The 18256-nt window shown below is 64.0% G+C and carries 17 protein-coding genes; 6 read left to right on the top strand and 11 right to left on the bottom strand.

Annotated elements, in window-relative coordinates; translation table 11 throughout:
- Position 1: 1 nt before the first annotated feature.
- Together AC1D1Y_RS07495 and AC1D1Y_RS07490 are read right to left on the bottom strand one after the other, a co-directional pair.
- Positions 2-646: a PilN domain-containing protein gene (locus AC1D1Y_RS07495; protein WP_477681788.1), complete on the bottom strand. Its 645-nt coding sequence runs from the start codon at positions 644-646 to the stop codon at positions 2-4.
- Positions 643-1722 carry a pilus assembly protein PilM gene (locus AC1D1Y_RS07490; protein ID WP_477681787.1) on the bottom strand — a complete coding sequence of 360 codons (1080 nt, stop codon included), beginning with the start codon at positions 1720-1722 and terminating at the stop codon, positions 643-645. The genes AC1D1Y_RS07495 and AC1D1Y_RS07490 overlap by 4 nt, the downstream gene beginning before the upstream one ends.
- A gap of 268 nt (positions 1723-1990) precedes the next feature.
- Here AC1D1Y_RS07490 and AC1D1Y_RS07485 point away from each other — a divergent pair, with 268 nt between their 5' ends.
- On the top strand, positions 1991-4423 hold the full coding sequence (locus AC1D1Y_RS07485; RefSeq protein ID WP_477681786.1) for a penicillin-binding protein 1A: 2433 nt from the start codon (positions 1991-1993) through the stop codon (positions 4421-4423).
- A 68-nt stretch (positions 4424-4491) separates the two neighbouring features.
- Here AC1D1Y_RS07485 and cyaY read toward each other — a convergent pair whose 3' ends face one another.
- Positions 4492-4827 (bottom strand): iron donor protein CyaY, encoded by a 336-nt coding sequence (gene cyaY / locus AC1D1Y_RS07480; protein WP_477681785.1) that lies wholly within the window; start codon positions 4825-4827, stop codon positions 4492-4494.
- A 12-nt stretch (positions 4828-4839) separates the two neighbouring features.
- Here cyaY and lptM point away from each other — a divergent pair, with 12 nt between their 5' ends.
- Both lptM and lysA read left to right on the top strand, forming a co-directional pair.
- Entirely contained in the window at positions 4840-5085 is a 246-nt protein-coding gene (gene lptM, locus AC1D1Y_RS07475) for an LPS translocon maturation chaperone LptM (protein WP_477652419.1), read from the top strand.
- 157 nt (positions 5086-5242) lie between these two features.
- The gene (lysA, locus tag AC1D1Y_RS07470) at positions 5243-6532 is read left to right on the top strand and encodes a diaminopimelate decarboxylase (protein WP_477681784.1); all 1290 of its coding nucleotides are present in this window, start codon (positions 5243-5245) and stop codon (positions 6530-6532) included.
- A 24-nt stretch (positions 6533-6556) separates the two neighbouring features.
- Here lysA and AC1D1Y_RS07465 read toward each other — a convergent pair whose 3' ends face one another.
- The 6 genes from AC1D1Y_RS07465 to AC1D1Y_RS07440 all read right to left on the bottom strand — a co-directional run bounded on the left by AC1D1Y_RS07465 (position 6557) and on the right by AC1D1Y_RS07440 (position 13152).
- Positions 6557-7204 carry a protein-methionine-sulfoxide reductase heme-binding subunit MsrQ gene (locus AC1D1Y_RS07465; protein WP_477681783.1) on the bottom strand — a complete coding sequence of 216 codons (648 nt, stop codon included), beginning with the start codon at positions 7202-7204 and terminating at the stop codon, positions 6557-6559.
- A gap of 148 nt (positions 7205-7352) precedes the next feature.
- Positions 7353-8351, bottom strand: a complete 999-nt coding sequence (gene msrP, locus AC1D1Y_RS07460; protein WP_477681782.1) for a protein-methionine-sulfoxide reductase catalytic subunit MsrP — start codon at positions 8349-8351, stop codon at positions 7353-7355.
- Between the two features lie 363 nt (positions 8352-8714).
- On the bottom strand, positions 8715-10094 hold the full coding sequence (gene ccsB / locus AC1D1Y_RS07455; RefSeq protein WP_477681781.1) for a c-type cytochrome biogenesis protein CcsB: 1380 nt from the start codon (positions 10092-10094) through the stop codon (positions 8715-8717).
- Positions 10091-12301: a cytochrome c biogenesis protein ResB gene (locus tag AC1D1Y_RS07450; RefSeq protein WP_477681780.1), complete on the bottom strand. Its 2211-nt coding sequence runs from the start codon at positions 12299-12301 to the stop codon at positions 10091-10093. The genes ccsB and AC1D1Y_RS07450 overlap by 4 nt, the downstream gene beginning before the upstream one ends.
- Positions 12298-12453 (bottom strand): hypothetical protein, encoded by a 156-nt coding sequence (locus AC1D1Y_RS07445; protein ID WP_477681779.1) that lies wholly within the window; start codon positions 12451-12453, stop codon positions 12298-12300. The genes AC1D1Y_RS07450 and AC1D1Y_RS07445 overlap by 4 nt, the downstream gene beginning before the upstream one ends.
- A 27-nt stretch (positions 12454-12480) precedes the next feature.
- Positions 12481-13152 carry a c-type cytochrome gene (locus tag AC1D1Y_RS07440; RefSeq protein WP_477681778.1) on the bottom strand — a complete coding sequence of 224 codons (672 nt, stop codon included), beginning with the start codon at positions 13150-13152 and terminating at the stop codon, positions 12481-12483.
- Positions 13153-13362: 210 nt separating this feature from the next.
- Here AC1D1Y_RS07440 and yihA point away from each other — a divergent pair, with 210 nt between their 5' ends.
- Complete coding sequence (yihA, locus tag AC1D1Y_RS07435) at positions 13363-14091, top strand: ribosome biogenesis GTP-binding protein YihA/YsxC (protein ID WP_477681777.1); 729 nt, start codon at positions 13363-13365, stop codon at positions 14089-14091.
- A gap of 47 nt (positions 14092-14138) precedes the next feature.
- Positions 14139-15050, top strand: coding sequence for an alpha/beta fold hydrolase (locus tag AC1D1Y_RS07430; RefSeq protein WP_477681776.1), 912 nt, complete (start codon positions 14139-14141; stop codon positions 15048-15050).
- A gap of 21 nt (positions 15051-15071) precedes the next feature.
- Here AC1D1Y_RS07430 and AC1D1Y_RS07425 read toward each other — a convergent pair whose 3' ends face one another.
- Both AC1D1Y_RS07425 and AC1D1Y_RS07420 read right to left on the bottom strand, forming a co-directional pair.
- The gene (locus AC1D1Y_RS07425) at positions 15072-15968 is read right to left on the bottom strand and encodes a lysophospholipid acyltransferase family protein (protein WP_477681775.1); all 897 of its coding nucleotides are present in this window, start codon (positions 15966-15968) and stop codon (positions 15072-15074) included.
- Positions 15965-16828 (bottom strand): lysophospholipid acyltransferase family protein, encoded by an 864-nt coding sequence (locus tag AC1D1Y_RS07420; RefSeq protein WP_477681774.1) that lies wholly within the window; start codon positions 16826-16828, stop codon positions 15965-15967. Before AC1D1Y_RS07420 ends, AC1D1Y_RS07425 begins: the two co-directional genes overlap by 4 nt.
- Positions 16829-17004: 176 nt before the next feature.
- Between AC1D1Y_RS07420 and metK the strand changes: the two genes are divergently transcribed.
- Complete coding sequence (gene metK, locus AC1D1Y_RS07415; protein ID WP_477652407.1) at positions 17005-18189, top strand: methionine adenosyltransferase; 1185 nt, start codon at positions 17005-17007, stop codon at positions 18187-18189.
- Positions 18190-18256: the final 67 nt, after the last annotated feature.

Raw genomic sequence — 18256 nt, 5'->3', positions numbered from 1 at the left:
TTCAGGCTTTGGCCGGGATCGCCGCAGCCGCCGGCGCGGCACCAGGCGTCGAGCCGGCCGGTGCGGAACCGGGCGCCTTGGGCGCGGCGGGGCGCTTGAGCCCGACACGCATGGAGAAATTGGATACACGCCGCTGGTCGCGCGGCGTCAGCGACACCATGCTGGCCGTGATTTCAACCAGTTCCGGCCGGGTCAGCCAGGGGCTGTTGTTGGCCAGGTTGCGCAGAAGTTCGGAAACCCGCTCGTTGGACTGGGCCACGCCGGTGATGAACACCGTCTGGTTGTCCTGCTTCATGCTGTTGATGTACACGCCGTCAGGCAACTGCTTGACCAGCTCGCTGAGCAGGTAGACCGGCAGGTTGCGGTTACCTTGCAGGTCTTCCACCGCGTTCTGGCGTGCCCTCAGTGCGGCGATTTCCGCCTGCAGCGTGGCGATGTCCTTGATCTGCGCTTCCAGGCGCGTGATCTCGACTTTCAGGAAATTGTTCTTGCTGCGCTGGGCTTCGATCTGTGCGAGGTACCAGGAGTACACGGCGCCGCAGATCAAGCCGCCGATCAGGGCGGCCATGCCAAGCGTGGCGAAAAACGTTTCGCGCCTGCGCTTGCGCGCAGCTTCGCGGTGCGGGAGCAGATTGACCAGAATCACTGCAGGAACCTCCGCAAAGCCAGACCGCAGGAGGTCAGGTAAGACGATGCCTCACGGCGCATTTTCTTTTCCCGTACGCTGTCGCCCAGTTCCATGCCCTCAAAAGGGTTGGCCAGGAGGCAGGCGAACGAAGTCTGCTGCGTGACGGAATCGGTCAGCCCCGGCAGGGCGGAAGAACCGCCGGCCAGCATGACGTAGTCCACCTTGTTGTGCGGGGTGCTGGTAAAGAAGAACTGCAGGGCGCGGCCGATTTCCTGGGCCATGCTTTCCACAAAGGGCTTCAGGACGCCGGAGCCGTAGTCTTCCGGCAGGTCGCCGCTGCGCTTCTTGCTTTCGGCCTCTTCCGGCGAAAAGCCGTACTGGCGGACGATCAGCTGCGTCAGTTGCGCGCCGCCGAAGGCCTGGTCGCGCTCATACAACACTTCGTCGTTCTTGATGACCTGCATGCTGGTGGTCAAGGCGCCGACCTCGAACAGGGCGACCATGGTGTCCACCCCCTTGTTGGGCAGGTTTTCGATCAGGCGGGCGGTTGCCAGGCGCGAAGCGTAGGACTCCACATCGACCACGATGGGCTTGAGCCCCGCGGCTTCCGCCAGGCCTTCACGGTCCTGGACCTTCTCCTTGCGCGAGGCCGCAATCAGCACCTCGACATCGCCGCTGGAGGTGGCACTGGGGCCCACCACACAGAAGTCAAGGCTGACTTCATCCAGGGAGAAGGGAATATATTGGTTGGCTTCCGACTCGACCTGGGTTTCGAGTTCGGCGTCCGTCATGCCGCCGGGCAGGATGATTTTTTTGGTGATGACCGCGGAAGCGGGCAGCGCCATGGCGACGTTTTTGGTGCGGGTTCCGCTCTTTTTGACCAGGCGGCGCACGGCGTCGGCGACTTCGTCGAATTTTTCGACGTTGCCGTCGGTGATCCAGCCGCGTTCCAGGGGCTCGATCGCACAGCGATCCAGCACCAGGTTACCGGCCTTGTCACGGCTCAACTCCACCAGCTTGACGCTGGACGAACTGATATCCAAACCCAGCAAAGCGGGTTGTTGGCGGTTGAATAACGACCCCAGAGAGATCAAGGCAGTCCCCAAATGACGGCTAATATGTAGCCCTGCATACTTAAGAAATCACTTGAATAGTAGCAGTAAGCTCTTTGTGCAGTAAGGATTTTTCCTGTTCCGCACATCCAGAACGTTGTCAAAAGCCGACGCTTGTAACCGAGTGCAAGTGAGCCGACGGGGGTAAGACGATGTCTGCAAACGTAAAAGAGTGATGCGGCGGCGCCAGCCCGGTACGCCCCGGTTTCCAGGATTTTTATAATAGTGACGCGACTTTACGATTGCCTACATGCCCTCCACGCCCACCTCTCCTGATTCAAATCCCGGCCCGGCCAAGTCGTCAAGGCCAGCCAAGTCCTGGCTGCCGCGCTGGCTGGTCAAACTTATGCTGTGGAGCACCGGCCTGTTGCTCGCAGGCGTCGTCAGCGTCCTGCTGTTCGTCGCCGTGGCCCTGTCGGTTGCCTACCCCAACCTTCCCGACATCTCGGACCTGGTGGACTACCGGCCGAAACTGCCGCTGCGCGTTTATTCCGCCGATGGGGTGGTGATCGGCGAATTCGGCGAGGAGCGGCGCAGCCTGACCCCCATCAAGGACATCCCGCAGGTCATGAAAGATGCCGTGCTGGCCATTGAGGACGCGCGCTTTTTCTCCCATGGCGGGGTGGACTACCTGGGCGTGATCCGCGCCGGCTTCGCCAACGTGGGCCGGGCCAAGAGCCAGGGCGCCTCCACCATCACCATGCAGGTGGCACGCAATGTCTATCTCTCGGCGGAAAAAAGCTACACCCGCAAGATCTACGAGATCCTGCTGACCTTCAAGCTGGAGCACATGCTGACCAAGGACCAGATCCTTGAGATCTATATGAACCAGATCTTCCTGGGCAACCGGGCTTACGGCTTTGCCGCGGCTTCCGAGGCTTATTTCGGCAAGCCGCTCAAGAACATCACGATCTCCGAGGCGGCCATGCTGGCCGGCCTGCCCAAGGCGCCGTCGGCCTACAACCCCATCATCAACCCCAAACGCGCCCGGGCGCGCCAGCTCTACATCATCGAGCGCATGGAGGAAAACGGCTTCATCACGGCCGAGCAGGCCAAGGCCGCCAAGGAAGAGCCCCTGAAGGTCAGGACCGGGCCCGACGCCGGCCGGGTGCATGCCGAGTACGTGGCCGAAACGGTGCGCCAGCTGGTCTACAACCAGTACGGCGACGAAACCTATACCCGCGGGTTGAACGTCTACACGACCCTGCGCGCCACCGACCAGACCGTGGCCTACAAGGCGCTGCGCAAGGGCATCATGGATTACGAGCGCCGCCAGATCTACCGCGGCCCCGAGAAATTCATAGATCTGCCCGCCAATCCCCAGGAAACCGAAGACGCCATCGACGACGCGCTGACCGACAACCCCGACAACGGCGACGTCATGTCAGCCGTGGTGCTCGAGGCCAATCCCAAGCGCATCCTGGCCATGCGCCAAAACAGCGAAACCGTCGAAATCACCGGCGACGGCCTCAAACCCGCGCAGTCCGGCCTGGCCGACAAGGCCGGCCCCAATATCAAGATCCGCCGCGGCGCCCTGATCCGCGTGGCAAAAACGCCGAAAAACACCTGGGAAATCACCCAGCTGCCCGAGGTCGAAGGCGCTTTTGTGGCGCTGGACCCGCGCGACGGCTCCATACGCGCGCTGGTGGGCGGCTTTGATTTCGAGAAAAACAAGTTCAACCACGTGACCCAGGSCTGGCGCCAGCCCGGCTCCAGYTTCAAGCCCTTTATCTACTCGGCCGCACTGGAAAAAGGCTTCACCCCCGCCACCGTGGTCAACGATGCTCCGCTGTTCTTYGACGCCGGCGTGACCGGCGGCCAGCCCTGGGAGCCGAAGAACTACGACGGCAATTTCGAAGGCCCGATGAGCCTGCGCACCGGCTTGAAGAAATCCAAGAACATGATTTCCATCCGGATCCTGCAGGCCATTGGCGCGCCCTACGCCCAGGACTGGATCACCCGCTTCGGTTTTGAGGCCGAAAAGCACCCCGCCTACCTGACCATGGCGCTGGGCGCAGGCTCGGTCACGCCCATGCAGATGGTGACCGCCTACTCCGTGTTCGCCAACGGTGGCTACCGCGTCAATCCCTACCTGGTCACCAAAATCACCGACCAGCGCGGCAAAGTCCTGCTGGACACCAAGCCGCCCGCGCTGGACGAGTCGGCCCGGGGCATAGAGGCGCGCAACGCCTTCATCATGGACAGCCTGCTGCAGGAAGTCGCGCGATCCGGCACGGCAGCCAGGGCGCAGGCCACGCTCAAGCGGCCCGACCTCTACGGCAAAACCGGCACGACCAATGACTCCATCGACACCTGGTTCGTGGGTTTCCAGCCCACACTGGCGGCGGCGGTCTGGATGGGCTACGACACGCCCAAGAAGCTCGGCGACCGGGAAACCGGCGGCGGCCTGAGCCTGCCGATCTGGATCAATTACATGGAATACGCCCTCAAGGGCGTTCCGGTCGCCGAATACCCGGCGCCCGAAGGCGTCGTCAACGTGGGCGGCGAGTGGTACTACAGCGAGTACGCCCGGGGCTCGGGTGTCAGCACCGTGGGCATCCAGCAAGACCCGGCCGCCGCCAATGCGGGCCAGCCGGCCAGCCCCGCCGGACCGGGCGGCGCGATCCAGGTGCTGCCGCCCTCGGACGAGAAAAAGCGCATCCTGGACCTGTTCAAGAACTGACGGTCGCGCACCGTGCATGAAAAACGGCCCTCACGGGCCGTTTTTCACTTCCAGCGCGGCCGGAGCAATCAGTCCGGCGCCTTGAACACCAGCGGCTGGCCGGCCTGCTCGCCGGCGTAGCGTGAGAGCTGGGCGAAAAATTCGCTGGAATCCTTGGTGTCAGCCCAGCGCCCCGCACTGTATTTATAGTGAAACCCGCCGGCCCTGGCCGCCATCCAGATTTCCTGCAGCGGTTTCTGCAGGTTGATGACGATCTGGCTGCGGTTGGCAAAGGTCAGCGTGACCATGCCGCCGGTCCGCTGGTTGTCGATGTCCGCATCGGTCTCATCGTTGATCCGGTCGCAGGCCGCTTCCACTGCCTGGAGCGCGCGCTCGGCCAGATCCTGGTATTCAAGGTCCGTCATTACAATCCCGTCATGGTTTCTTCAGTTCAAATTTTAGGCCGCGCCCGCAATCCCGGCTTCCGGCATGGCCTTGCCGCGATTGTGGCCGCAGCCGCCCTGCTGGCCGGTTGCGGCCAAAAAGGCGCGCTTTACCTTCCCGTGCCACCCAAGGTCCCGGCCGCGGCCCTGCCCACCTCGCCCACGCCATCAACCACTCTTCCCGAGGCACCTCCCGCCGCGGTAACCGCACCGGTTGTGCCGGCCTCGGCCGCCCGCTAAACATTTGACGACCGGCCTTGAGGGACTCCAGGCCGTGCGCGGCCTGAACCTTGAAATCCAAGGCATCGACGCAAAGACACCTTGAATCGGTCATGGCGCGCAGGCCGCGCGCTCCTTAAGATACCTCGAACCTTTCCTTCCACAGCCAGCACCACCCATGACCCGCCCATCCCTTCCCGGCCATCCGCATTTCGCCTACCGTGAGGGCGAGCTCTTTGTTGAAAACCTGCGCCTGCGCGATCTCGCCGCCGCGCACGGCACGCCGCTCTTCGTGTATTCCAAGGCCGCCATGCTGTCGGCGCTGGCCGCCTACCAGCGCGGCTTTGCCGGGCGCCATGCGCAGATCTGCTACGCCATGAAGGCCAACTCCTCGCTGGGCGTACTGCAGGTGTTTGCCCGCGCCGGCTGCGGTTTTGACATCGTCTCGGGCGGTGAGCTCGACCGCGTGCTGGCGGCGGGCGGCGAGGCGGGAAAAATCATTTTCTCGGGCGTGGGCAAAACCCGCGCCGAAATGCGCAAGGCGCTGGCCGCCGGCATAGGCTGCTTCAACGTCGAAAGCGAGGCCGAGCTCGACGTGCTGTCCGGGGTGGCGCTGGCCCAGGGCCTGCGCGCGCCCATCAGCATCCGCGTCAACCCGAACGTGGATCCCAAGACGCATCCCTATATTTCCACCGGCCTCAAGGACAACAAGTTCGGCGTCGCGCATGAAGACGCGCTGCGCATTTACCGGCATGCGGCTTCGCTCAAGGGCTTGCGCGTGGTCGGCATCGACTGCCACATCGGATCGCAGATCACCGACGCCACACCCTACCTCGACGCCATGGACCGGGTGCTGGACCTTGTGGCGGCCATTGAAGGCGCCGGCATCCCGCTGGAGCACATCGATTTCGGCGGCGGCCTGGGCATCAATTACAACAACGACACGCCCCCCGAAGCCGATGCGCTGTGGCAGCAATTGCTGGCCCGGCTGGATGCACGCGGCTACGGTGGCAAAAAACTCATGATCGAACCCGGCCGCTCCCTGGTCGGCAATGCCGGCGTGTGCCTGACCGAGGTGCTCTACGTCAAACCCGGCGAGCACAAGAACTTCTGCATCATCGACGCGGCCATGAACGACCTGCCGCGCCCGGCGATGTACCAGGCTTTCCACGCCATCGTGCCAGTGTCGGTTGCCGCCACGCCCGGAGCCGCGGAGATGACCTATGACGTGGTTGGGCCGGTCTGCGAAAGCGGCGACTGGATAGGCCGCGACCGCGCGCTCAGCGTGGTGGCGGGCGACCAGCTGGCCGTGATGTCGGCCGGCGCCTATTGCATGAGCATGGCCAGCAACTACAACACCCGCGGCCGCGCAGCCGAACTGCTGGTCGACGGCGACCAGGTGCACCTGATACGCCGCCGCGAAAGCGTGGAAGACCAGATGCGGCAAGAGCAACTGGTGGCTGGCTGAAGGCCTGCCCCGCGCTGCCTGCCGCTAGGACAGCTTGCCGCGCACGCCGTAGGCGGGCTGCGGTTTCTTTTTCTTGAAGTACTGCTGCACGCGCCAGCCCAATAGCACCGCGATGATCGCCGCGTAGACAAACACCTCGGCAAAGTTGTTCTTGCCGGCGCGCATCCAGAAAAAATGCAGAAGCCCCAGGCCGGCGATCAGGTAGACCAGCTTGTGCAGCCACTGCCAACGTTTTGCACCCATGGCCTTGATCGCGGCGTTGAAAGACGTGGCCGCCAGCGGCGTCAACAGCACAAAGGCGGAAAACCCCACCAGGATGAAAGGCCGCTTGGCGATGTCCCTGGCGATGTCGGCAAAGTCAAAGCCCATGTCGAACCAGCTGTAGCTCAGCAGGTGGATGACGACATAAAAATACGCAAACAGCCCCAGCATGCGCCGAAAACGCGCCAGCGCCGCCACGCCGCTAATGACCCTGAGCGGCGTGACCGCCAGCACGATGCAGATGAAACGCAGCGTCCAGTCGCCTGTGGCGCGTATCAGCGCTTCGGCCGGGTTGGCGCCCAGTTGGTTGCTGAAAGCGCCGTAGAACAGCCAGGTGAAGGGCAGCAGGCAAGCGATGAACAACACCGGCTTGGCCGCGGGGTGCAACAGCCACTTCTGCGTTGCCGCCATCACAGCCATCCGCCGCCGGGCCGCGCCAGGGCGGTATGAGACATATACCAGCAGGGGCCGGGGAACCGGCTTTGCCGGGCCGCAGGCGCAGCGGCCCCCTCGGGGGGCAGCGCAGTACGCGAAGCGACAAGCGTGGGGGCCATATTCATCAGAAGTTCTTCTTGAGGTCCATGCCCGCGTAGAGCTGGCCTACCTGGGCTTCATAGCCATTGAACATCAGGGTCTTGCGTTTTTTGGCGAACAGGCCGTCTTCGCCGATGCGGCGTTCGGTGGCCTGGCTCCAGCGCGGGTGGTCCACGTTCGGGTTCACGTTGGAATAAAACCCGTACTCCTGCGCCGCAGCCTTGTTCCAGGCCGTGCGCGGTTCCTTGTCGGTGAAGCGGATCTTGACGATGCTCTTGCCGCTCTTGAAACCGTACTTCCAGGGCAGCACCATGCGCACGGGCGCGCCGTTCTGGTTGGGCAGCACTTCGCCGTACATGCCGAAGGCCAGCAGCGCCAGCGGATGCATGGCTTCGTCCATGCGCAGGGCTTCCACATAAGGCCAGTCCAGCACGCGCGAGCCGACGAAGGGCATGGTCTTAGGATCGGCCAGGGTGATGAACTCGACATACTTGGCGTTGCCCAGTGGCTCGACCTTTTTGATGAGCTCGGACAGCGAATAACCGACCCAGGGAATCACCATGGACCAGCCTTCGACGCAGCGCAGGCGGTAAATGCGTTCTTCCTGCGGTGCAAGCTTGATCAGGTCTTCCAGCGTGAAAGTTTTGGGCTGCTTGACCAGGCCTTCAACGGCCACCGACCAGGGTTTGGTCACCAGCGTGTGGGCATTCTTGGCGGGGTCGGCCTTGTCGGTGCCGAACTCGTAGTAGTTGTTGTAAGTGGAGGCGTCTTTGTAGTCGGTGACCTTTTCCATGGTCGTGGCGCCGGCCACCGCCGATTTACCGCCGGTCAGGGCTGCCAGCTTGCCGGGCTTTTGCACCGTCTGCGCCATGGCCTGGCGCCCCGCCCAGCTCGCCATGGCCGTGCCCGCGGCGCCCGTGGCCATCAGCTTGATCAGGTCGCGACGGCCCTGGTAAATGCCCTGTGGCGTGATCTCGCTGGGAACAGTGTGGTCGAAACCGCTGGCGTGGGTCTTGATGAGCATGGGAGCGTCCTTGAAAAAATCCGTTATGGCTTAGTCTGAATACGCGGCAGTTTCTTACACGGATTCAGCCAGGGTAGAACCTGTTTACGCTCTAAGCGGTGCCGCGTTGGGGTGCAATCGGGATGAGTGGACCGACCGGGAACGCCGCATGGGCTAATGCCCATGCAAGGGCTCGGATGGCTCAATCGCCCGATTTCATCCCAACCCGGAGGGCAAGCGCCTTCTCGGGCGGTCTGCGGCGTTGCGGCGCTAGCCCATAGGTGAACTATGGGCGTCGCACCGCGCCTTGCATCCCATCCCGAGAAGGGGCTTGCGCGGCCCCGCTTAGAGCGTAAACAGGTTCTTACAAAGACTCCCCGCCGGCTACAAGGTTCCGTAGCTGTGCAAGCCCGAAAGGAACATGTTGACGCCCAGGAAGGCAAACGAAGTGACCGCCAGCCCCACCAGGGCCCACCAGGCGGCGACCGTTCCGCGCAGGCCTTTCATGAGCCGCATGTGCAGCCAGGCCGCGTAATTGAGCCAGACGATCAGCGCCCAGGTCTCYTTSGGGTCCCAGCTCCAGTAGCCACCCCAGGCCTCGGCGGCCCACAGGGCGCCCAGCACGGTGGCGATGGTGAAGAAAGCGAAACCGACGGCAATCGCCTTGTACATCACGTCGTCCAGCACCTCGAAGCTGGGCAGGCGCGCCGCGATGCGTTTGCGGCCCAGCAGGATGCCGGCGGCGATCAGCCCCGATACCGCGAGGTAACCGACCCAGTAGTAGCTGCCGCCCACTTCAGCCGGCGATTTGCTGCGAAACACRATGGGCACAAAACACAGCACCACACCCAGCAGCCACAGCGGCGTGAGCTGATGCCAGCGCTTTTCATCGGCCTGCTGCTTGATCAGGTAAGACAGCGACACCATGGCGGCCAGCGAGAACATGCCGTAGCCGATGAAGTTGGCCGGCACGTGCAGCTTCATCCACCAGCTTTTGAGGGCGGGCACCAGCGGCTGGATTTCATGGGCTTCGCGCACCACGGTGTACCAGAGCAAAAAGCCGACCGCGGCGCTGACCACCAGCATCACAAAAGCGCCCAGCGCGCGGGTGTTGTACTGCGATTCAAAGTAGAGGTAGAAGGCCGCCGTCATCCAGCAGAACAGCACGAACACTTCGTACAGGTTGCTCACGGGAATGTGGCCGACGTCGGCGCCGATCAGGTAGCTCTCGTACCAGCGCACCAGCGTGCCGACCAAGGCCATGCCGACGGCGACCCAGGCGATTTTGGAGCCCAGCGACTCCAGCGTGCCGCTCTGGCCTTTGGCGAACATGCCCAGCCAGTAAAAAATCGTGCTCATGAAGAACAGCACGCTCATCCACAAAATGGCCGACTGGCTGGACAGGAAATACTTGAGCCAGAACACCTGCTCAGCCCGCGCCAGGTCGCCCTGGTAGGAGGCGATGCCCAGCAGCGCAAAGACGCTCACCACCACCATCAGCACGCGCAGCGGCCGCCAGAACCAGCCCATCGCGATGGCCGCGGGAATAGCCGCCAGCAGGATGCCTTTTTCATAGACGTCCATGAAAGCGCCGTAGCGCGCGAAGGCGTAGAGAAAGCCGCCGGCGACCAGCGCGGCGAACACCCAGTCCAGCACATTGCGCCGGGCGAAATAGCCTTCGTTGAGGCTGAGCGTGCTGTCGCCGCCGCCGGCCTTCAGCGTGGTAGTGTTCACCGCCGTGGTGTTGATGGTGGAGGTATTCATAAAGGCCATAAAGGCGCCTGCAACAGTTTCGTTTTCAACATCTCGAACTCCTTGTCGCCATCCAGGGTCTTGCGATTGGTGGACAAGGCCATGGTGGCCTGGCTGCTTGAGGCCGATTCTGGCACTGAATCCACAACATTGTGATCCTTTGCCTGGTCGCTACCTGCGCCGCGCGGCGCCAGCCAGACCCAGACGCGGCGCTCGCGCACATACAGCATTGCGAACACGCCCAGGATCAGGAAGGCGCAGCCCAGGTACACGATGGTTTTGCCCGGCGCGCGCGCCACCTGGAACACGCTGGCCTGGACCTGGGTGAAATCCTTGAGTTCAAAGGCCATGGGCGCCGGATAGAAATGGGCGTCCGACAGGCTCAGCACCATCTGCGACATGAAGGCCAGGGTTTTTTCGTCCTGCGCCATGGGCTTGAGCCCGGCCTGCTCGCGTGTCATCTGGGCCAGCTCGAACAGCGCGCCGTTGAGGATGCGGACCAGCACCTCGCCGGCGCGGTTGCGCTCGGCCTCGGGCACGTTGGCTTCCATGAAATCGGAAATTGCCTGCAGGCCGGCGGTCTTCCCGCCAGCCGCATCGGGGCCGCCGCCCGCAAACAACGCCAGCGCGCGCGAAGCCGAGGCCGCCAGTTGTTGCGCCAGTTCGGGCCGTTCGCGGCCTATGGCCTGGCTGGCGTAGCGCTTGACGGCCAGCTCGCGCTGGGCCGGGTTGGCCAGCGCTGCGCGCAGGCGCAAAAAGGTTTCCATGCCGCCTTCGGCATCGACTGGAATGCGCAGGTACTGGAAAGGGGCCGAAGGGGTTTCACGCACGCCCATCAGGTAGACCGCGGGGCTGTTTTCGCCGGGGTCGGTCTTGACCGGCAGCATGTAGTTGTGGAACTCGCGGGCCTGGCCGGCGGAATCGCGCAGCTTGTAGCTCACGCTGGGCCCGACGTTGCGCAGCTCTTTTTGCGTGACCGTCTTGTTGGCCGCACCCAGGCGCGAATCGATGGCCTGGTGCAGGTCGACCTTGCGCACGTCGGCGCCCGAGCCGCCCATGCTGCCGCCCGAGGCGAAGTTTTCGACGTTGATGACGCGCAGCGCGGTGTATTCGAGCGTTAGTTTTTCGGCGCTGTCGCCCTGCCCGTTGGTCAGGCTGCTGGTGCCGCCTATGGTGCCCTGGATTTCAAAGGGCTTGGTGGCCGCCGCCATCGGAATGGCCTTGAGCGTGACGCTGGAGCCGCCGTCGTCGAAGCTGGACTGGTAGATCTCGACGCCCTTGTGGCGGGCCGGGTGGTTGACCTCCACGCGCGCCGGGATTTTTTCGCCGGTTTCCTTGTCGTGGATSATGATGTCRYTGGCRAACAGCTTGGGCATGCCGGTCGAGTAGTACTCGACGATGAATTTTTTCAGTTCGATGGAAAACGGCAGCTCCTGCAGCAGCACGCCGCCGGGCTGGTTCAGGATGGCGGTGCTGGACTGCGTGCCTTCGGCCACCAGCAGGTTGGCGCGGAAGGTCGGGTTGCTGTCGCTCAGGCGGTACTGCGCCGGCACGTCGGCGATCAGGCCGCCGCCGGTGTAGATGGATTTGCCGTTGAGCCACATCTGGCCGCGCACGATCATGTCGCCGTCCAGCAGGCCGCCCACGCACACCAGCACGATGGCGCTGTGCGCCGCGATGTAGCCCAGCTTGTTGGCCGCACCCTTCTTGGCGGCCACCATCCAGCCATCGCCTTCGGGCGTGCGGCGCTGCTGCAGCTTGACCCTCCAGCCGCTTTGCACCAGCGTCTGGCCGATGCGGCGCGCGGCGGCTTCGGGCGCTTCGGCCAGCGCGGCCTCGGCGCGGTGGCCGAAGGCCTTGAGGCCTTGCTCGCGGACGTTTTCCTTGAGCTGGTTCAGGTCCACCAGGATTTTGGGCGCATTGCGCGCGATGCACAGCGAGGTGGAAATGACCAGGAAGGCCAGGATCAGCAAAAACCACCAGGCGCTGTAGACGGTGTTGAGGCTCAGCAGGCTGAAGGCCTGGGCCCAGAACGGGCCGAACTGGTTCACGTAGTTACCCAGCGGCTCCGCCTGCTTGAGCACCGTACCGATGATGGACGCGATGCAGATCACGGTCAGCAGCGAGATGGAGAACCGCATGGACGACAGCAGTTCCACCGACGCCCGCAAGCTGCGGGAGCCCCAATTGACCTTCATACCCTGGGTGGAAACTGTCATGCTTTAAATGGAACCGGATCGGGCTGGCGGCAGCCGGCAAGAGAGAAAAAAGAAAAAGGCGGGCTTTCATCAGAAAGACCCGCCTTTGGTGTGATTGGTTTTAGCGGCTTGGGTTCAATACGGCAGTCGCGCTGCGTGTATTTTTTCGGCAAAAAGCCCGCCCTGCGGCAGGCCTCGCCTCAGCGCAGGCCGGCGATGTAGTCGGCCAGGGCGCGGATTTCGCGGTCGTTCAGCTTGGCGGCCACTTGGGTCATGGGAACGCTGTTCTTGCGGCCGCCGTCGCGGAAAGCGGTCAGCTGCGTCACGGTGTAGTCGGCATGCTGGCCGCCCAGGCGCGGGTATTGGGAAGGAATGCCGGCGCCGGTCGGGCTGTGGCAGCCCGCGCAAGCGGCGATCTGGCGATCCTGCACGCCGCCGCGGTAAATGCGCTCACCGAGGGCGACCAGTTCCTTGTCCTTGGCAAAGCCGGTCTTGGCTTTTTTCGAGGTGGCCCAGTAGGCGATGTTTTTCATGTCGTCGTCAGACAGCGCCGAGGCGAAGCCTTGCATGATGGGGTTCTTGCGCTTGYCGGAYTTGAACTCYTGCARYTGCTTGACCAGGTATTCGGGGTGYTGCTGCGCCAGCTTGGGGTWGGCGGGSGTGCCCGAATTGCCGTCGTCGCCGTGGCAGCTGGCGCACACGGCAGCAAAGCTGGCCCCGCCCTTGACCAGGTCAGGCTTGGCAACCTTGGCCGGGGCCGCTGCGGCAGCCGGGGCGGCATCGTGCGCGGGGGCGGCTTCGCCGGCGGCAAACGACGACACGGCGGGCACGGCCAGCAAAGCGGCCAGGAGGGAAGTAACGAACAGCTTCATATCGGGGGTTTTAATTGGTTGGCGCACAAAACTTATAACTTTCTGATTTTACAATGGCTTCAGGGCACCCCCGATTATTCGGGTCTTGCCGCGGCAATCCGCCAGGGGCTCCCTGCCGGTGCACGGCCTCCCAAGCCCCGCCCACAGGGGCGCTGGCCCCTTTCAACGCATGCCGCCGGCATGCAACCGACCTTCAGGGACCGCCCGACCATGACTTCCGCTTCCCCGCCTAAAACGCCCCCAGTCGCACCCGGCACCCCCGATCCCAAGATCGCCATGGGCTGGCTGCACACGGCCAAGTTCCTGACCACCGCGCCCGAACTCAAGCACCTGCCTCGCGTCGACGTGCCGGAAATCGCCTTCGTGGGCCGCTCCAATGCCGGTAAATCCACCTGCATCAACACCCTGACGCAGCAGCACAGGCTGGCGTTTGCCTCCAAGACGCCGGGCCGCACGCAAAGCATCAACCTTTTCAGCCTGGGCAAGCAGGGCGTGACCGACGCGGTGCTGGCCGACCTGCCGGGCTACGGCTATGCGGCCGTGCCCAAGGAAGCCAAATACCGCTGGCAGCAGGTCATGGGCAATTATTTGCAGACACGCGACAACCTCAAGGCCGTGGTGCTGCTGTGCGACCCTCGCCTGGGCCTGACTGAGCTCGATGAAATCCTGCTCGACGTGATCCGGCCGCGCGTCGAAGAAGGCCTGAAATTCCTGGTGCTGCTGACCAAATCCGACAAGCTCAACAAGACCGAAGCGGCCAAGGCGCTGTCCATTGTGCGACTGCAGGCCGGCGGCGGAGACGTCAAACTCTTTTCTTCGCTGAAGCGCCGCGGTGTCGAAGAAGTCGCCCAGCATTTGTGGGACTGGGCGCACCCGCCTGAAAAGCCGGCCAAGGCCGCCAGGGCCGCGGCTGAAGACGTGCCCGAAATCAACGATTAAGGCCGGGCGGCGCTTTCAGCCTTCAACAGGAAGCAAAGCGCAACGCCATGATTGAAACCAGTTTGCAGGCCCTGCCGCACGGCATCACCCTGTCCTGCCGCGCCAGCGGCGCCAGAGGCCGGCCCGTGCTGATGTTCCTGCACGGTTTCCCGGAAGCCGCCTTTGTCTGGGACGGCCTGCTCGAACACTTCGCCCGCCCTGAAAACGGCGGCTTTCGCTGCGTCGCGCCCAACCTGCGCGGCTTCGAGCAGTCCAGTGCGCCCGCGGACGCCGCCGCCTACCGGCCCAAACACCTGGTGCAGGACATCGCCGCGCTGATAGCCCTGGAAGGCGGGCAGCTTGAATGCCTGGTTGCGCATGACTGGGGCGGAGCCGTTGCCTGGAACCTCGCGGCCGGCCAGCCGGCCTTGATGAAGAAGCTGGCCATCATCAACTCGCCGCATCCCGGCACTTTTTTGCGCGAGCTGCAGCAGTCGCCGGTGCAGCAGGCCGCCAGCGCTTATATGAACTTCCTGATCCGTCCCGACGCCGAGGCGCTGCTGGCCGAGGACGACTTTCGCCGCCTCTGGGAATTTTTCACGCACATGGGCGCGGCCGACGGCCCGCACGCCTGGCTGACCAATGCGCTGCGGGACCAATACCGTGCCATCTGGCGCCAAGGCCTGACCGGGCCCTGCAACTACTACCGCGCCTCGCCGCTACGACCGCCCCGGCCCGGCCCACCGCACAACGACCCTGCCGCGGCGGCCGTGACGATTCCGCGCGAGATGCTGGAAGTCCACCTGCCCACGCTGGTGCTTTGGGCTATGGACGACATCGCCCTGCCGCCGGCCTTGCTGGACGGCTTGCAGGACTATGTGCCGCGCATGGACCTGAAGCGCATTGAGGGCGCGACCCACTGGATCGTCCATGAGCAGCCGGCGCTGGTGGCGGCGTACCTGCGGGATTTTTTGCGCTGAAGGCCGCGAGGCCGCTCCAACTCAATACAGAGAAGGATCGCCTTCAGGCCGGGTCTTGAAACGCTTGTGCACCCAGTAGTACTGCGCCGGCATGGCCTCGATGTAGTCGCGCAGCCGCGCGTTCATCAGCGCAGTGTCGGYCACCGGATCTTCGGAGGGGAAGTCCGTCCAGGCCGGCAGCACCTGCACCTCGTAGCCGGTGGGGGTGATGCGTGGCAGCAGCGGCAACACCTTGGCGCGGCCCAGTTTGGCGAAGCGCGACAGGGAAGGCACGGTGGCGGTCGGCACGCCGAAAAAAGGCACAAACACCGAATCGTCGGGACCGAAATCCATGTCGGGCAACAAATACAACGGCTGGCCTTCGCGCAGCGCCGCCACGATGGGCTTGACGCCGGCCGCGCGGCCGAACAGGCGTAAATTGCCGAAGCGCCGGCGGCCGCGCAGTATCCAGCGGTCCACCAGTTTGTTGGACTGGTCGGTGTAAATCGTGGTGGAGGGCCGGGGCATCTGCAGCGCCACGGCGGTCCACGCCGCGTCAAGCCCCACAAAATGCGGCAAAAAAATCACCGTGGGCGCGTTGCCCGCCAGTTCTTCCAGCGCCCCCGTGAGGTTCACGCGCCGCTGCACCCAGGCCTTGGGCGCATGCCACAGCCAGSCACGGTCCAGCCAGGCCTGGGCGAAATAGATGAAGGTCTGCACGTTCAGCCGGCGCCGCTCGTCCGCGGAAAGTGCCGGGAAGCACAGGGCCAGGTTGCTGTCCACCACGCGCCGGCGCGCACCCACCACGGCGTACAGCACCCAGCCGAGCAGCGTGCCCAGGCCGCGTGTCCACGAGAGCGGCACCAGGGCCAGCAGCTGCATAAAGAGGATGCCGCCGCGGGTTACCAGCCGGCCGGCCATCTGTCGGGCAGTCTTCAAAGCGGTGCTTCCTTGCGTGGTGTCTTGTAGCGCGCATAACCCCACAGGTATTGGCCGGGCTGGCTCAGTACGATGGCTTCAATGGCGCGGTTGATCTGCGTCACGGCCTGCAGCAGCTCGGCGCGGGGCTTGCCGGAATCGTCCGGCTGAACGCCTTCGACCGCCGGCCATATCTTGAGGAAATAACCCCGGCCGCGCGGCAGGCGCTCGCAACTCACCGGCAGCAGCACCGCACCGCTTTGCAGCGCCAGCCGCGCCGCCAGGGTCATGGTGTAGGCCGGCTTGCCGAAGAACGGCGCCCAGACGCCCAGCCCCTCGGGCGGCACCTGGTCGGTCAGCAACGCCACGGCCTGGTTGGCCTTGAGGGTTTTGTGCATCAGGCGGATTCCGCTCAACGATGCCGGTACGACGGTGAGGTTGGCGCGGTCGCGCGCGAGGCGCTCCAGGCGCGCCAGCCAGGCCTTGCGCGCGGGCCGGTAGATGGCGGTGATGGGCCCGTAGAGTTCGGCCAGCGCCTGCGGGCCCAGCTCGAAACTGCCGCAATGCGGGCCGAAAAAAATCACGCCGCGGCCCTGGGCGAATGCCTGCTCCGCGTTGGCCTGGCCTTCCACCCGCACATTGCCCAGGCAGGACTCCGTGGCCGGCCGCATCCACAGCTTGGGCAGCTCGGCGATAAAACGCCCGGCTTCGGCGATCGCCGGACGGGCCAGCTCAAACGGCAGGCCGGCCTGCGCCACATGGGCCCGGAACTGCGCACGGTAGCGCGGGCTCGCGGCCCAGACCAGCCAGCCCAGCGCAGCGCCAAGCGCATGCAGGGCGGCCAGCGGCCAGAGGGCGAAGAATCGGAACAACCAGGGCATTGAGCGGAAAAAAGGGGTATTGAAGGGCCAATCCGGCCCAAAACAGGCTGTCTTATAATGAAGGCTGTCGCTGAGTTACTGAACAACTTGCAGGGCGACATTAAACCAAACTGCTAAAGCGTTCGCCGAAGCATTCCAGCCGGCAACGCGCCGACAAACTTTATGGAGTGTACGCAATGGCGAACGATTTTCTCTTTACTTCCGAATCCGTCTCCGAGGGCCATCCCGACAAGGTTGCCGACCAGATTTCCGACGCGATCCTCGACGCGATTTTCAAACAGGACCCGCGCAGCCGCGTCGCAGCCGAAACCCTGACCAACACCGGCCTGGTCGTGCTGGCCGGCGAGATCACCACCAACGCGCATGTCGACTACATCCAGGTCGCGCGCGACACCATCAAGCGCATCGGCTACGACAACACCGAATACGGCATCGACTACAAAGGCTGCGCCGTCATGGTCTGCTACGACAAGCAGTCCAACGACATCGCCCAGGGCGTGGACCACGCCAGCGACGACCACCTGAACATCGGCGCCGGCGACCAGGGCCTGATGTTCGGCTACGCCTGCGATGAAACCCCCGAGCTGATGCCCGCGCCGATTTATTACGCGCACCGCCTCGTCGAGCGCCAGGCCCAGCTGCGCAAGGACGGCCGCCTGCCTTTCCTGCGCCCCGACGCGAAAAGCCAGGTCACCATGCGCTACGTGGACGGCAAGCCGCACAGCATAGACACCGTGGTGCTGTCCACCCAGCACAGCCCCGACCAGAGCGAAACCGCGCACAAGATGAAGGCCTCCTTCAACGAAGCCATCATTGAAGAGATCATCAAGCCGGTGCTGCCAAAAGGCATGATCACCAAGGACACCCGCTACCTGATCAACCCGACCGGCCGCTTCGTCATCGGCGGCCCGCAGGGCGACTGCGGCCTGACTGGCCGCAAGATCATCGTCGACACCTACGGCGGCGCCTGCCCGCACGGCGGCGGCGCTTTCAGCGGCAAGGACCCCAGCAAGGTGGACCGCTCGGCCGCTTACGCCGCCCGCTACGTCGCCAAGAACATCGTGGCAGCCGGCCTGGCCCGCCAGTGCCAGATCCAGGTGGCTTACGCCATCGGCGTGGCCAAGCCCATGAACGTCACGGTCTACACCGAAGGCACCGGCGTGATCTCCGACGAAAAACTTTCGGCCCTGGTCAACGAGCACTTCGACCTGCGCCCCAAGGGCATCATCCAGATGCTGGACTTGCTGCGTCCCATCTACGAAAAGACGGCAGCCTACGGCCACTTCGGCCGCGACGAACCGGAATTTACGTGGGAGCGTACCGATAAAGCTGCTGCCCTCCGGGCTGCAGCCGGCCTGTAAGGCCGCCGCGCATCGCGCGGTATCGGTATGCGGGCGGAGTTCATATTCGCAACGCGAATGTGAACGT

Source organism: Polaromonas sp. P1_G1 (assembly GCF_056405595.1).
The sequence above is the reverse complement of the archived record's forward strand: the minus strand, read 5'-3'. Positions and strand labels throughout refer to the sequence as shown.

Coding starts and splice junctions, on each gene's coding strand:
- cyaY (WP_477681785.1), bottom strand. CDS start 4,827: ATGACGGACCTTGAATACCAGGATCTGGCCGAGCGCGCGCTCCAGGCA.
- lptM (WP_477652419.1), top strand. CDS start 4,840: ATGGTTTCTTCAGTTCAAATTTTAGGCCGCGCCCGCAATCCCGGCTTC.
- lysA (WP_477681784.1), top strand. CDS start 5,243: ATGACCCGCCCATCCCTTCCCGGCCATCCGCATTTCGCCTACCGTGAG.
- AC1D1Y_RS07465 (WP_477681783.1), bottom strand. CDS start 7,204: ATGGCGGCAACGCAGAAGTGGCTGTTGCACCCCGCGGCCAAGCCGGTG.
- msrP (WP_477681782.1), bottom strand. CDS start 8,351: ATGCTCATCAAGACCCACGCCAGCGGTTTCGACCACACTGTTCCCAGC.
- yihA (WP_477681777.1), top strand. CDS start 13,363: ATGACTTCCGCTTCCCCGCCTAAAACGCCCCCAGTCGCACCCGGCACC.
- AC1D1Y_RS07430 (WP_477681776.1), top strand. CDS start 14,139: ATGATTGAAACCAGTTTGCAGGCCCTGCCGCACGGCATCACCCTGTCC.
- AC1D1Y_RS07420 (WP_477681774.1), bottom strand. CDS start 16,828: ATGCCCTGGTTGTTCCGATTCTTCGCCCTCTGGCCGCTGGCCGCCCTG.
- metK (WP_477652407.1), top strand. CDS start 17,005: ATGGCGAACGATTTTCTCTTTACTTCCGAATCCGTCTCCGAGGGCCAT.